Genomic DNA, 15,528 nt, shown 5'->3' on the forward strand with positions numbered 1-15,528 from the left:
TCATTGGTTTTTTACTAATGTTTGACACAGATAAAGCAGACGTTTTACACTGAATTAAGTTAACAGGTGTTTTCTAAGCGTTCAAATGAGGTTAAATGTATCATTATAAGGTATACTGGTTATCACTATATTATACTTAAAAATCACTATTACGCTTAACAGCAATTTATACAAATAATATTTAGTATCAGTAACATAAATGGATTTAGAACACTTTGTGGTGTAGATGGGCAATGGATAGCGCTTATCTTAGTCAGAAAGTTGTGTGTTAATTATCAATTGCAATTAAAACGAAAGGATTCGTTATGGTCAATGCTACCTCTCAATCAAAATCTGCTTCAGCAGAAGATATCAGTCAGGTGCCTAGTGTGAGTATGGGCGCCCAATCTGCAAATGCCCCGCTTAAACTCAGTCATGATTATGGTCCGCAAACAGCGCTGATAGAATCTACTATCGGTGATTTCTTTGATTCAGTGGTTGAAAAATATCCTGATAGAGAAGCGTTAGTCGTCTGTCATCAAAATATCCGCTGGACCTACCGTGAGCTACAACAAAAAGTGAATCAACTTGCCAGCGCCATGATTGAAATGGGGTTAGAGATTGGTGATCGTGTCGGTATCTGGTCGCACAACAATGCTGAATGGCTGCTGATGCAATTGGCTACTGCGAAAGTCGGTGTGATTCTAGTTAATATCAACCCTGCATATCGAAGCTTTGAGCTGCAATATGCCTTAAACAAATTAGGCTGTACAGCGCTGGTATTAATGCGTCACTTCAAGACCAGTGACTATGCCAATATCATCCGAGAGCTGTGCCCTGAGATTTATCACAAGCCTTACTATCAGCTAGATTTAGTCGAGATTCCAACGGTTGAACGTATCATCTGGATTGATGAGCCTGATACTGATGAAGAGTTTGGCTTTATGCAAAAGTTCTCAGAGTGGATGCAAGATGGTGATGCCAATGATCCACGCGTAGCAGAACGTCAAGCCAAGCTCAAAAACACCGATGCCATTAACGTGCAGTTTACCAGTGGTACAACCGGTACGCCTAAAGGCGCGACACTGACGCACCGCAATATCTTAAATAACGGTTACTTTATTGGTGAAGCGATGGACTTAAGCGAGGAAGATCGCTTATGTATTCCTGTACCGCTATATCACTGCTTTGGTATGGTGCTCGGCAATCTAGCCATTCTGACTCATGGCGGTTGTATCGTTTATCCTAATGACGGGTTTGAGCCACTAAGCGTGTTAGAAGCAGTACAAAACGAAAAATGTACCGCATTGCATGGTGTACCGACCATGTTTATTGCAGAGCTTGATCATCCAGATTTTGATAAATACGATTTATCAACCTTACGCACCGGCATTATGGCAGGCTCAAGCTGTCCGATTGAGGTCATGCGCCGCGTTATCGATGAGATGCACATGAGCGAGGTCACCATTGCTTATGGTATGACAGAGACCAGCCCAGTATCGTGCCAGACCAACAAACACACGCCGCTTGAAAAGCAGGTGTCTACGGTTGGCTTAGTACAGCCTAATATTGAGGTGAAGATTGTTGATACCGAAACTGGCGAGATAGTGCCGATTGGTGAAACCGGTGAGCTATTGACCAAAGGCTATTCAGTCATGAAAGGCTATTGGGGTAGTCGCTTTAAGACCCGAGAAGCCATTCAAGATGGTTGGATGCACACCGGTGACTTAGCGACTATGGATGAAGAAGGTTACGTTAAGATTGTCGGTCGTAGTAAAGATATGGTCATCCGTGGCGGTGAAAATATTTATCCGGTTGAGATTGAAAACTACTTATATCGCCATCCAAAAATTCGCGATGTGCAAATTGTCGGTGTTCCAGACAAAAAGTATGGTGAAGTATTGGCCGCCTTTATTATTCCTCGCAAAAATGCAGAGCTGACAGAAGACGAGGTCAAGCAGTTCTGTAAGGATAATATCGCCCATTACAAGGTACCGACATACTATCGTTTCGTGGAAGAGTATCCAATGACGGTAACCGGTAAAGTACAAAAATATAAAATCACCGAAATGATGGTAGCAGAGCTGGGGTTATAGCCCAGCTCGAGGTCACGATTACCAGCTTGTCGCAAGCTAGTTAGTGAAAACCAGTTGCCGTTAATTAAACATAGATTATTAAAAAAAGTTTATTAAAAACAGTTGTTTAAAGCCAAATTATTACAGAAAGGGATGTCATGAGCGCCATTATAAATAGTAAGTTGAGTCCAAACTCCAAAGAGTTTATCGATAATGCAGCGGCTATGCAGGCCGTAGTGGATGACCTACAGCAAAAGCTGAAAAAGATAGCTCAAGGCGGACCAGAACGCTCTCGTGCTAAGCATTTAGCCCGAGGTAAGTTGCTACCTAGAGAGCGTGTCGAACGTCTTTTGGATCCGGGCACTGCATTCTTAGAAGTGGCGCCGATGGCTGCTTATGATATGTATGATGCGGATATTCCTGCGGCTGGCGTGATTGCAGGTATTGGCCGTATTAATGGCATTGAGTGCATGATTGTCTGTAATGATGCGACTGTAAAAGGTGGTACTTATTATCCAATGACCGTCAAAAAGCATCTGCGTGCACAAGAAATCGCGCAAGAGAACAACCTACCTTGTGTGTATCTGGTTGACTCAGGCGGCGCCAACTTACCGAACCAAGATGAGGTATTCCCAGACAAAGAGCACTTTGGACGTATCTTCTTTAACCAAGCCAACATGAGTGCGGCAGGGATTCCGCAAATTGCAGTGGTCATGGGTAGCTGTACCGCAGGCGGCGCGTATGTTCCGGCGATGAGTGATGAGTCTATCATCGTCAAAGACCAAGGCACTATCTTCTTAGGTGGTCCGCCACTGGTCAAAGCAGCAACCGGTGAGGTGGTGAGTGCGGAAGACTTAGGAGGTGGTGATGTGCATACCCGTCTGTCTGGTGTAGTCGATTATCTGGCACAAAACGATTTGCATGCCTTATCGCTGGCACGTGATATTGTCGGCAACCTAAACTGTCCGCCAAAACAAATCCCCAATCAAATCGAACCACGTGAGCCAAAATACGATGCCAAAGAGCTGTATGGTGTGATTCCAACCGATACCCGTAAGCCTTTTGATATTCGTGAAATCATTGCGCGTATTGTCGACGCCAGTGAATTTGATGAATTTAAAGCCCGTTTTGCGATTACTTTAGTCTGTGGTTTTGCTTATATTGAAGGTATGAAAGTGGGTATTATTGCCAACAACGGTATCTTATTTAGTGAGTCGGCTCAAAAAGGTACTCACTTTATTGAGCTGTGCTGTAAGCGCAATATTCCATTGGTGTTTTTGCAAAATATCACCGGCTTTATGGTTGGCCGCAAGTATGAGAACGAAGGTATCGCCCGTCATGGTGCGAAGATGGTGATGGCCGTTGCCAATGCCAAAGTGCCTAAGTTCACAGTTATTGTCGGCGGTTCATTCGGTGCCGGTAACTATGGTATGTGTGGCCGAGCGTATAGCCCAAGGTTCTTGTGGATGTGGCCGAATGCGCGCATCTCAGTGATGGGTGGTGAGCAAGCAGCATCGGTATTGGCCACAGTTAAACGTGACAATATTGAGCGCAAAGGTGAGACATGGAGCGCTGAGGAAGAAGAAGCGTTCAAAGCCCCTTATAAAGAGATGTACGAAAAACAAGGCCATCCTTATTATGCTAGCGCCCGCTTGTGGGATGACGGCGTCATTGATCCTGCTGATACACGCAAAGTATTGGCTTTAGGATTAAGTGCCGCTTATAACGCTGAAATTGAAGAGACTAAGTTTGGTGTGTTTAGAATGTAGGCTTGAGCTTTCATAGACCTTAGCGGTTTATGCCTTAAAGTATTAGTTTACAGGCAAACTCAATCACTTTCATGGATGAAAGAACAAGAAAATAACGGGAATCTTATGACAACCAGCTTACCCTCTCAATTAGCGCCCTTAGCAGAGCTTGATACCTTAAAGGTTAGCATCGAAGATTATATCGCTACCGTCACACTCGCGCGCCCAGACAAGCGCAACGCCTTTAATGATGACGTCATTGAAGAGTTAAACCAAGCCTTTACTCAGTTAGGCAATAGTGAAGATGTACGCGCCATTGTATTAGCAGCGGAAGGCAAGGCGTTTTGTGCCGGTGCTGATTTAAACTGGATGCGAGCAATGGCAGATTACAGCCGCGAAGAGAACCTTGCAGATGCCGATAAATTGGCGCAAATGCTCAAGGTTATTTATAGCTGTCCGAAGCCAACAGTTGCAGCGATTCAAGGTGATGTGTACGCAGGCGGGATCGGCCTTGTCTCTGCGTGTGATATCGCAATAGCAGTTGACTCAGCTAATTTTTGCTTGAGCGAAGTACGTTTGGGCTTGGTGCCGGCGACTATTAGCCCTTATGTGATTCGAGCAATGGGCGCTCGTACTGCTCACCGTTATTTCTTAACCGCAGAAGTATTCGATGCCGTCGAGGCACAGCGTATTGGACTGGTTCATGAGACTGTCGCTGCTGATAAACTGGATGAAACAGTTGCAGTAATTACTAAGAAACTGCGTAACAACAGCCCAAATGCAGTGAAAGAATGTAAACATCTGCTGCAATATGTCGCAGGTGAAACCATTGGTGAGTGGCTGATTGCACAAACCGTCGAAGGCATTGCAGATATTCGTGCCTCTGATGAGGGTAAAGAAGGGGTGCAGTCCTTCTTGCAAAAACGTAAGCCGAATTGGTTAGGCTAACTCTATGCTCACAGGCTATTTCTAAGGTTTTATGATGAAAGGACAGTGTTTGTGTGGTGATACACATTTTTCAATACAGGTGCTAACCACACCTTTTAAAATTTACCAATGTCACTGTTCGCTGTGTAAGAAGCAGTCTGGCTCAAGCTCGAATTCAGCAACTATTATTGAAGAGAGTCAGTTTAAGTGGATAAAAAAAGACAGTATTAAAATCTGGCAAAAACCAACTGGATTTAGCGCACACTTTTGTGGCAACTGCGGTTGCCCTGTACCCAATGCCTTTGCGGATAAGTATTACTGGATACCTGTGGGGCTGTTAGATATTGATGATAATCTTACCAAGGTAGAGGTGGTAGCGAATTTTTGCTTACGCTCAAAGTCTAGTGGGCATCATATAGATTCTACTGCCAATAACTTTGTTGAATTACCTAAGTTTGATCAAATATTGGCTTTTTTATCCTAATGGTTTAGGCCTTTTTATGAGTCACTTTTATGACCACATATTAACAAACCAGTTTTTAAATAGAATAAAAAATATCTGGCTCAATATCAGCTTTTAAGCTCTTAAATCTCAAAGATTACGAATAACAAGATAAGGACCGTCATGTTTACAAAAATTTTAATCGCCAACCGTGGAGAGATTGCATGCCGAGTAGCGGCAACTGCCAAGCGCATGGGCGTTCGCACCGTTGCCGTCTATTCAGATGCTGATCGTCATGCCAAGCATGTTAGCGTGTGCGACGAAGCCGTTTATCTAGGCGGTTCAGCGCCAAAAGACAGCTACTTAAAAGGCGACTTACTGATTCAAATTGCCAAAGAGACAGGGGCTGAGGCCATTCATCCGGGTTATGGTTTTTTGAGTGAGAACGCCTCGTTTGCCAAAGCATGTGAGGATGCAGGCATAGCGTTTATTGGCCCATCTGCGTCAGCGATTACGGCAATGGGCCTTAAGTCTGAATCAAAACAGCTGATGGAAACCGCTGGTGTACCACTGATTCCAGGTTATCATGGCGACAACCAAGATCCAGAGTTTTTGCATAAAGAAGCCGATAGAATTGGTTATCCGTTATTAATCAAAGCCAGCTCAGGTGGCGGCGGAAAAGGCATGCGGTTGGTTGAGCGCAGTGAAGACTTTATCAGCTTGCTCGATTCTTGTCGCCGTGAAGCCATTACCAGCTTTGGTAATGACGCGGTGTTATTGGAAAAATACGCACTAAACCCACGTCATATTGAGATTCAAGTCTTTGGCGACAGTCATGGTAATTATGTGCATTTGTTTGAGCGTGATTGCTCAGTACAGCGCCGTCACCAAAAAGTATTAGAAGAAGCACCTGCGCCAGGTGTTGATGAGGCCATGCGTCAGGCGATGGGTACGGCAGCGATTAATGCCGCTCGTGCAGTCGATTATGTCGGTGCAGGTACGGTTGAGTTTATTGTCGAGCAGCGTCCGAGTGCAGATGGCAAAGTTGAGATGGGCTTTTATTTCATGGAGATGAATACCCGTCTGCAAGTTGAGCATCCAGTGACCGAAGCCATTACCGGTATGGATTTGGTTGAGTGGCAATTAATTGTGGCGGCAGGCGGTGAGATTCCCGTTAAACAACAAGAGTTAGCCATTAATGGTCATGCGATTGAAGCACGTATTTGTGCCGAAAACCCGGACAATGATTTCCTGCCAGCGACAGGCACTTTGCTGACGTATCGTAAGCCTGAGCACAGCACGTTTAGTGTTGGCTCAGTACGTGTGGATGATGGGGTAGAAGAGGGCGATGTAATTAGCCCATTCTATGATTCGATGATTGCCAAGCTGATTGTGCATGCCCCAACGCGTGAGCAGGCACTTGCTAAGCTTGACCAAGCATTGGCGCTGACTCGTATCGTGGGTCTGCCAAATAACGTGGCGTTTTTACGTCATATCCTAGCCACAGAATCATTTAGTCAAGCCAAGCTAGATACGGCACTCATTGAGCGTGAAAAACAAGCCTTGTTTAATCAGCAGCCGCTATCATTAGAAATGTTAGTAACAACGGCTGTGGTCAATAAACTGACCCAAGAGCAAGACGCACTGATGACGAATGGTCATCACTCAAACAGCGCTCAGCAAAATGACCCGTTCGCAAGTCTTGGCGGCTGGCGAGGCTATAGTGACTATCAGCGTCAATTTAGTTTAGTGCTTGAGTCAAAAAATAAAGAAACGGAAAAACAGTATGTTGCGGTGATTAGCGACGTTACTGCTAATAACAAACGCTTAGAGACAGCAAACAGCAGCAGCTTTGACTTAACCATTCGTGAACTTGAAGCGGACGATGATGTACTGACGCCTCAGCCTTTAGATGCCAATGACTCTGAGATAAATGCTGGTGCGGTATATAGCGGTCGAGTTGAGTACAAAGCGACAGACAGCAACAGCTATGTACTGTGGCTAGATGGTCAGCGTCTAACGGCTCAAAGCTGGGTAGAGGGCGATGATGTGCACGTCTTTACGCATACTGGTAGCGGCGTGATTACCCTGATTGATGCGATGGCGCATGTTGAAGGCGATACCCAAGCGGCAGGTAGTTTGAAGTCACCAATGCCAGGTCAAGTCGTGGCGTTTAGAGTGGCGGAGGGTGATAGCGTGAAGCAAGGTCAGCCTCTGGCAGTGATTGAAGCGATGAAAATTGAGCATACGATTAATGCACCAGCTGATGGTGTGGTCGCTGAGCTACTATTTGCACCGGGCGATTTAGTGGCAGATGGTGATGAGCTGTTACGCCTAGATACGGAGTAGCTAAATATAATCAGCCGACTCATATACTTTGCATAAACGCCATAGCCATAACCTTTATAACAAAAGAGTACGCCAATGAATTTTCCAGAAAGTGTTCAAATTATTGAAGTTAGCCCCAGAGATGGGCTCCAAAATGAAAAGCAAACAGTGCCAACTGAGGTTAAATTTGAGCTAATACAAGGTTTGATTGATGCCGGTATTAACAAGCTTGAAGCAACCAGTTTTGTATCGCCAAAGTGGGTGCCGCAAATGGGTGACAACAGCGAGCTGATGCAGCTGATTAATCAGTCACGCAACTCTGACGTTTGCTATTCAGTATTAACCCCCAACATGCGTGGCTTTGAAAATGCGCTGAGTTTTTCACCAGACGAAGTGGTCATCTTTGGTTCAGCCAGTGAGACCTTTAGTCAAAAAAATATCAACTGTAGTATTGATGAGAGTATTGAGCGTTTTGCGCCAGTAGCTGCCGCAGCGAAAGAGGCAGGTATCAAAGTGCGCGGTGTCATCTCTTGTACAGTCGGCTGCCCTTATGAAGGTGAGATTGCACCCAGCCAAGTTGCTTATGTGACCAAGCGTTTGGTTGAGATAGGGGCTGAGCATATTGGTGTTGCCGATACTATTGGGGTAGGCACGCCGATTAAAGTACAAAATGCACTGAAAGCAGCGATGGATTATATTGATATAAAAGATATCTCAGGTCATTTCCATGATACTTATGGGCAAGCACTGGCCAATATTTTGACTTCATTGAGTATGGGTGTCGCCCAGTATGATACCTCTGTTGCAGGCTTAGGCGGTTGCCCTTATGCTAAAGGAGCTACCGGTAATGTTGCGACTGAAGACGTGATTTATATGCTTCATGGCATGGGTATCAAAACCGGTGTCGATTTAGACAAACTGATTCATGTCGGTCAAAAAATCAGTGATTTTTTAGGCAGAGCCAATGGCTCAAGAACGGCAAAAGCCTTATTGGCTAAGCAGTCGTCATAGCAGTAAAACCATATATTTAAAACAGTTCATTGCAGAACACACATTTTATTAACAACAAACATAAAAAGGATATTTATGAGCTTACCAGGGTTAGACTTTCAGTTAGGTGAAGACATTCAGGCGCTTCGTGATACGGTTAGAGCATTTGCGGAAAAAGAAATTATCCCACGCGCGGCCGAGATTGATAGCAGTGATGAGTTTCCAATGGACTTATGGCAAAAGATGGGCGACCTAGGTCTACATGGCATTACCGTGCCAGAAGAGTACGGCGGTGTGGACATGGGTTATGTGGCACATATGATTGCGATGGAAGAGATTAGCCGCGCCTCAGCCTCAGTAGCTTTAAGCTATGGCGCGCACTCGAACCTGTGTGTGAATCAGATTAAACGTAATGGCAGTGAAGCGCAAAAGCATAAATTCTTGCCGAAGCTAATCAGTGGTGAGTTCGTCGGTGCATTGGCTATGAGTGAGCCAGGTGCAGGCTCTGATGTGACCAGTATGAAGCTGCGTGCTGAAGCAAAAGATGGTGGCTACGTGCTAAATGGCAGCAAGATGTGGATCACCAACGGTCCAGATGCAGATGTCATGGTCGTTTATGCCAAGACCAATCCTGAGCTTGGTGCAAAAGGCATTACTGCGTTCTTGGTTGAGAAAGGTATGGAAGGTTTTGGCACGGCGCAGAAGCTAGATAAGCTTGGCATGCGCGGTAGTCATACTGGTGAGATGACCTTTAATAATGTGTTTGTGCCAGAAGAAAATATTATGGGCGGCCTCAATAATGGGGTTAAAGTATTGATGAGTGGTCTCGATTTTGAGCGCGCAGTATTGGCAGCAGGTCCGGTTGGTATCATGCAAGCAGTAATGGACAATGTGATTCCATACATCCATGATCGCAAGCAGTTCGGTCAACCGATTGGTGAGTTTCAGCTGATTCAAGGTAAAGTGGCTGATATGTATACCATTTTGCAGGCAGGTCGCAGTTTCTTATATACCGTCGGTAAAAACTTAGACATGCTAGATGCGCGTGGTGAAGGGCATAGCCGTCAAGTACGTAAAGACTGCGCCAGTGTCATCTTATGGTGTGCCGAAAAAGCAACGTGGATGGCAGGAGAGGGCATTCAAATCTTTGGCGGTAACGGTTACACCAATGAGTATCCACTAGGTCGATTCTGGCGTGACGCTAAGCTGTATGAGATTGGCGCCGGTACCAGCGAGATCCGCCGTATGCTGATTGGTCGTGAGCTATTTAACGAAACTAAATAGGTTATGACAGCTATTGATAACTCATAGTGGCAATTAATGAACTAATGAATAAAAGAACGTCTCACTCTTATGATTGGGGCGTTTTTTCGTTCAATTAATAGTAAGATAGATGTCAATAAGAGAAAGCTAGCAATATAAATAAGAATGTAAAAAGGACGCATAATGACGATGACCCCATATGAATGCCAAGCCTGCGGATGGACGTATCCGCCCCAATCTGATTCACAGCCTGACTCGCAAGCTAATTCGCAAATTGAAACCCAAATCGTGCCTTTTGAGGATTTACCAAGTGACTTTAGTTGTCCGCTATGTGGCGTAGATAAAACAGGGTTTGCTCCAGTTGAAAGCTCGCAAGTACATCATAACTCCAATCAGCAAACACGTACCGATGATGTGGTCATCATTGGTGCAGGTTTAGCGGGCTGGGCAGTAGCGGATGCACTGCGAGCCAAAGACGAGACAGTAGGCATCACCTTAATTACTGCAGACAGTGGCGATCGCTATCACAAGCCGATGTTGTCTGCGGCATTTAGTCAGAATAAAACCGCCAGTGACTTAATCAGAGCTACCGGAGAAGAGGCCAGTGAAAAAGCCAATATCAGCCTATTATCACAGACCAAAGTACAGGCCATTGATGGTGAAAATAAAATAGTAAAAACCGATAAAGGGGAAGTGGCTTACGGTAATCTTGTGCTTGCAATGGGCGCAACTCCAGCTATTCCGCCGTGCTTTAAACAGTTACCTGAGCAAGATATTTGGCATATCAACGACATTGATAGCTTTCATAATATTCAGCAAGCGCTTTCTAAAAGTGATGCGCAAGAAAATGCCAAACATATTGCCGTTATCGGTGCAGGTATGGTCGGTACTGAGATTGCTGAGGATTTGACCAAAGCAGGGCACAAGGTGACCTTGCTGGACATGAATGATGCGCCGTTAGCGATGATGTTGCCATCACTTGCAACCGATAAGATTAAAGACGCACTAGATTCGCAAGGTATTAAGTTTCTAGGTCGCAGTCGAGTCGATGCGGTAGAGCAGAACTCAGAGGGCGGTTATACACTAACCGTGGCTCATTGTGATAATACTGATAAGCAAGAAATTAGCGTCGATCATGTATTAATCAGTACCGGCCTAAAGGTTGACCCAACGCTTCCAACTACAGCAGGTATTAATACGGATGCCGCTTTAGGCATTGCTGTCGATGAAAGTAGCCTGCAAACCCAAGTGGCACATATTTATGCCATAGGTGATTGTATGTCTATCGGTGAGATGGCTTGCCGCTATGTGGCGCCACTTCGTGCTCAAGCGGCGAGTATAGCCGATCATATCTTAGGTCAAAATAATCCTGATTATGAGCATCAAGCCTATCAACACAAACCGCCAATGATACGCCTGAAAAACAAATCTATTTCGGTGAGTGCCACAGGTACGCCTAGAGCAGATGAGTCGCACGGTAAGTGGCGAGTAAAAGATGAGTCTGAAACTGAAACGCTACGCACATTAGAGCTAGAGCAGGTGAGTGAGGCGGGTGAGGTAGTCGCAACTGCCACGCTTAAAATGCCCGTTTAGTGCAGCGTTAAAATATACTTGAGGTCTTAACTATGGATGATGCGAAGACGAGGCAAAACCTATATAGAATCGCAGTACAATGTTTTAGAAACCCTGCTGATCAAGATTATATTCATGCCAGACTGGCTTATCAAAATAACTTAATACAGCAGTTTCTATGGTCTTCTTTACATTGCCTTGAGAAATATACAAAATGCATATTAGTTGCTAATGGGATATCAGCTAAAGACTTTGGTCATGTGATAAACCCTGCAATAGATTTGTTTGAAGAAAAAGAAAGTTTAAGTCTTAATTTATCAGTTGATGTTAGAAAGTTTAACGAAGATTTAGAGCTAGCTAGATATAGATATATAACTGTAAGCAATATATCAAAAGGCAGTGACATCTTACTTTTGGATAAAGCTGTCCATGAAATTAGATGGTATTGCCAGCAATTTAGTTCTAATAAAGAAGATAGAAAGCCACAGATCTTAGAGCTAGCTGATAAAAATGGTGAGGCTGAAATAAAGAATATTGAGAGGATAAGTTTAAACGGTGGTGTTTTAGAAAGCATCTTAAATGATAAGAAACATCCAGCACGTAAGGCTTTAATATACCAAAATGCATTTTTTTCAACGAGAAAAAGATCTACGGTTTCAATAAACAAAAGTATTACAGCTTATAATTCGGTATTCTTTGAAAATCCTGACTTGTTCCAGCTAGCTGAGGGGTATATTCGTATAGAGAAAGAGGTTAAACGGGCTTATAAGGATAAATTTGGTTTACCAAACTAATTTATAATAGTCCAAACAAAAAAACCCAGCAATGAGCTGGGTTTTTTTATTGACCAATGAACTGGCCCAATACTGCTTTAGTACAATACTATTTAGTTTGGAACCAGCTGTCTGCTTGACTGCGTGCAGCAGCAACATCAGAGCTTGATAGGTTTAATGCCAATTGACCAATTTTACCACGTGCTTTGTTACGCACTTGCTCGTTTAGCATGCCATCACGTGCTGATAGGTCATACCATTTGTAGGCGTCAACCAGCTTACGTTGCTTCTCGTCAATTAGAGCTAGTGTATAGCTGGCACGGTTATCACCACGCTTAGCAGCACGTTCTAACCAGTAACGTGCTTGTTGTTCGTTCACAGCAACACCTTCACCGCGGGCATACATGATGCCTAGGTTTAGCTGAGCAGGGGTTACGTTTTGGTTCGCAGCGCGGGTATACCACTCGATTGCTTTTAATGAGTTCTTAGCAACACCGATACCTTTTTGGTAGCGTTTTGCTAGATAAAACTGAGCATGGTCGTTGCCTTGGCTAGCTTGAGCAGTTAGGTTACTGATGCTCATTTGCTCAAAGCGAGAAGAGTCTAACGGAACGTTTGCGACTAATTCAGCTTGCGCGATGCCTGCTGTGCAAAAGAAAGCGGTGAATAACGTGGCTTTTAGTAGTTTCATAACGGGTATATCCAAAAAATTGAAGGTATTTAAATCCAATAACATCTAATTATAGTGCGTAATTTTAGTGCGCATCACTAAGGTGTTAAGCATCTATAATTAGGGTGTAAATCTCTATAAATACAAGTAGTAACGAAGCCTAAAACAAGCCAAATTAACGAGTGGCTTCAACGCTAAAATGGTATAGCTAATAAACAAATTTAATAATTAATTCTTAATAGGGTTTGCACTAGCGGTAACAGACCGCCTACAAGATTTACATAGCTTAACACCCCATATGACGAAATTCAAACAGTCTGACCCATAAATAGGAACAGAAGATTGCCTTTATCAGTCAAAACCGTTAGCCATTTGTAACAAAGTAAGACGGGTAAGTGTTGGGTAACAAATGGCTAACCCTAGCGACACTTTGCTCAGATCTGTCGTCATCAAAGTCAATATCAGATTGACGGGTTATTTACTCTGATTTAACTAACTCATTCAGTTTAATTGAGCAGTCAGTTTAATTCATCCAGCTGGTTTATTTAATTAAGCGTTTGCTTTAGTCACTCGGTAAATAGCAACATCAGCCAATAAGTTGGGTGCTTTTTTAACCACTTTACTGATTAACTGAGAGCGTTTGCTAGAGCCAAAGCCTGGGCCAAACCCTGAATCTGTTACCGCATAACGGTTGATGATTTCAATACCGTTATCAGCGCATAGTTTCTCAAAGTCTTTAAAGGTACACAGATGAATGTTTGGCGTGTTGTACCATTGATAAGGCAGCGCTTCAGAGACAGGCATCAGTCCCTTTAATCCTAAGTGTAATCGGTTTTGCCAATGGGCGAAGTTTGGGAAGGTAATCACTGCCTCTCTAGCAACACGCAGCATATCTAGCAAAAGCGTATCCGGTGATTTGACCGCCTGCAGGGCACGTGCCATCACCACGGTATCAAAGCTATCATCTGCAAATCGAGCTAGACCGTCATTTAAGTCCTGCTCAACAATATTCAGGCCTTTGGCGATCGCCTCATTAATCTTATCTTCATCAAGCTCAAGGCCATAGCCAGTCACGCCAAGGGTTTGCTGCATGTGCTCAAGTAAAGAGCCATCACCACAACCTAAATCGAGCACACGAGAATGCGGTTTGATCCAGCGTTTGGCAAGTTCATGATCTATTCTCATGCTAAGCGCTCCTTAGTATTATTGGCTTTCAGTTGCTGTTTGTTGTCTAAAAACGGGGCGTTTAAGAACCCTTTTACCGCGCCCATATAGCGTGGGATATCAAATAAGAACGAGTCATGACCGTGAGGGGCATCGACATTGACATAGCTAACCGGCTTGTCATTGGCCATCAAAGCATCAACAATCTCTTCTGAGCGCGCCGGAGCAAAGCGCCAATCTGTGGTAAACGACACAATCAGATACTGGCACTGGGTGTGTTTAAGGGTTTGTTTTAATGCGTCTAAGTCTGACAAACTGTCGTCATCGACATAACCACGAGTCGGGTCAAAGTAATCGAGTGCTTTGGTCATCAATAAGTAAGTATTGGCATCAAAGTTTTTACTGAAGCGCTCACCTTGATAACGCAGATAGCTTTCGACCTGAAACTCAACATCATAGCCATACATAAAGCGACCCGACTTTAAGTCACGGCCGAATTTAGACTTCATCGCTTCTTCAGTGAGGTAAGTGATATGCCCAACCATACGCGCCAGAATCAAACCACGGCGAGGGTAAGTACCTGCTTCTAGATAGCGACCTTTATTAAAGTCAGGATCAGATAAGATGGATTGACGAGCGACCTCGTTAAAGGCAATATTTTGCGCCGATAGTTTCGGTGTACTGGCAATAATCACACAACGTTTTAAGCGGTCCGGATAATCGACCGACCACTGTAGTGCTTGCATGCCGCCCATAGAGCCACCAACGATGGCGTGCCAGACATCAATACCCAAGCGATCAGACAGCATGGCCTGGGTTTTCACCCAGTCTTTAATGGTAATCAGCGGAAAGTCGGGGCCGTAAGGTTTGCCAGGTTCACCTTCACTGCTACTATCAGGGATAGGTGTGGTCGGTCCTGTTGAGCCGTGACAGCTGCCAATATTGTTGAGACAAACCACAAAATAACGATTGGTATCAATCGCTTTATTAGGGCCAATCATATTGTCCCACCAGCCTGGCTTTTTATCATCCTCACTGTGCCAGCCTGCGGCATGATGACTACCAGATAAGGCATGGCAAATTAAAACCGCATTGGATTTGTCTGCGTTGAGTGTGCCATAAGTTTCATACACCAAATCAAACTCAGGCAGTACCCGGTTGCATTCTAATGTTAATGGGGTATCAAAATGCATCGTCTGCGGGGTAACAATGCCCACAGAGTTGGCGAATTTTGGATCTGTCGTGGTCGCTTGGATACTCAAAATTACCTCAATAATGATATTAAATTAGAAAAATGATGACAGGCTAGATGTTGGTTGGTACTGATGGTTGTAATAAGTGTCACTGCTTTTGGCAGACAGCTTTCAGTATTGTAGGCTTATGCACGGTTAACTACAACTTGCTTGTTGTTGCATGACGCCACTAACTGCTACACTGAGCAATTACACTGACTTTGACCTATTGATGTCTGTGCTCACAAACAGTGCAGTCAGGTTCGATATTGTTTTTGATATCATTTTCAAAATCATTGAAATCAATAACAGCGGTCAAAAATCATATAATATATTGATTATAAACCTTATTATCAGATGATTAA

At 44.1% G+C, this 15,528-nt stretch carries 12 protein-coding genes; 9 read left to right on the forward strand and 3 right to left on the reverse strand.

The genetic code is table 11. From position 1 onward, the window contains the following. The first annotated feature begins 305 nt into the window (after positions 1–305). The 9 genes from A6J60_RS09545 (at position 306) to A6J60_RS09585 (ending at position 12,118) form a co-directional block, all read left to right on the forward strand. A complete protein-coding gene (locus A6J60_RS09545; RefSeq protein WP_096065784.1) occupies positions 306–2,075 on the forward strand; it encodes an AMP-binding protein in 1,770 nt (589 codons plus the stop codon). Positions 2,076–2,212: 137 nt separating this feature from the next. Then, positions 2,213–3,823 (forward strand): carboxyl transferase domain-containing protein, encoded by a 1,611-nt coding sequence (locus A6J60_RS09550; protein WP_096065785.1) that lies wholly within the window; start codon positions 2,213–2,215, stop codon positions 3,821–3,823. Between the two features lie 105 nt (positions 3,824–3,928). Next, a complete protein-coding gene (locus A6J60_RS09555; RefSeq protein ID WP_096065786.1) occupies positions 3,929–4,750 on the forward strand; it encodes an enoyl-CoA hydratase/isomerase family protein in 822 nt (273 codons plus the stop codon). Between the two features lie 49 nt (positions 4,751–4,799). Then, positions 4,800–5,213, forward strand: coding sequence for a GFA family protein (locus A6J60_RS09560; protein ID WP_227526112.1), 414 nt, complete (start codon positions 4,800–4,802; stop codon positions 5,211–5,213). 141 nt (positions 5,214–5,354) lie between these two features. Next, complete coding sequence (locus A6J60_RS09565; protein ID WP_096065788.1) at positions 5,355–7,520, forward strand: acetyl/propionyl/methylcrotonyl-CoA carboxylase subunit alpha; 2,166 nt, start codon at positions 5,355–5,357, stop codon at positions 7,518–7,520. A 75-nt stretch (positions 7,521–7,595) separates the two neighbouring features. Further along, positions 7,596–8,510, forward strand: coding sequence for a hydroxymethylglutaryl-CoA lyase (locus A6J60_RS09570; RefSeq protein ID WP_096065789.1), 915 nt, complete (start codon positions 7,596–7,598; stop codon positions 8,508–8,510). 75 nt (positions 8,511–8,585) lie between these two features. Then, complete coding sequence (locus A6J60_RS09575; protein WP_096065790.1) at positions 8,586–9,773, forward strand: isovaleryl-CoA dehydrogenase; 1,188 nt, start codon at positions 8,586–8,588, stop codon at positions 9,771–9,773. Positions 9,774–9,935: 162 nt separating this feature from the next. Continuing rightward, complete coding sequence (locus tag A6J60_RS09580; RefSeq protein ID WP_096065791.1) at positions 9,936–11,345, forward strand: FAD-dependent oxidoreductase; 1,410 nt, start codon at positions 9,936–9,938, stop codon at positions 11,343–11,345. 32 nt (positions 11,346–11,377) lie between these two features. Further along, positions 11,378–12,118, forward strand: coding sequence for a hypothetical protein (locus tag A6J60_RS09585; RefSeq protein WP_096065792.1), 741 nt, complete (start codon positions 11,378–11,380; stop codon positions 12,116–12,118). Between the two features lie 88 nt (positions 12,119–12,206). Here the strand turns inward: A6J60_RS09585 and A6J60_RS09590 are convergent, their stop codons facing one another. The 3 genes from A6J60_RS09590 to metX form a co-directional block, all read right to left on the reverse strand. Then, on the reverse strand, positions 12,207–12,788 hold the full coding sequence (locus tag A6J60_RS09590; protein ID WP_096065793.1) for a tetratricopeptide repeat protein: 582 nt from the start codon (positions 12,786–12,788) through the stop codon (positions 12,207–12,209). Between the two features lie 528 nt (positions 12,789–13,316). Continuing rightward, positions 13,317–13,952 (reverse strand): methionine biosynthesis protein MetW, encoded by a 636-nt coding sequence (gene metW / locus A6J60_RS09595; RefSeq protein ID WP_096065794.1) that lies wholly within the window; start codon positions 13,950–13,952, stop codon positions 13,317–13,319. Continuing rightward, a complete protein-coding gene (metX, locus tag A6J60_RS09600; RefSeq protein ID WP_264755597.1) occupies positions 13,949–15,187 on the reverse strand; it encodes a homoserine O-succinyltransferase MetX in 1,239 nt (412 codons plus the stop codon). The genes metW and metX overlap by 4 nt, the downstream gene beginning before the upstream one ends. Positions 15,188–15,528: the final 341 nt, after the last annotated feature.

This window comes from Psychrobacter sp. FDAARGOS_221, from assembly GCF_002313155.2.
In the GTDB taxonomy this organism is placed as follows: domain Bacteria; phylum Pseudomonadota; class Gammaproteobacteria; order Pseudomonadales; family Moraxellaceae; genus Psychrobacter.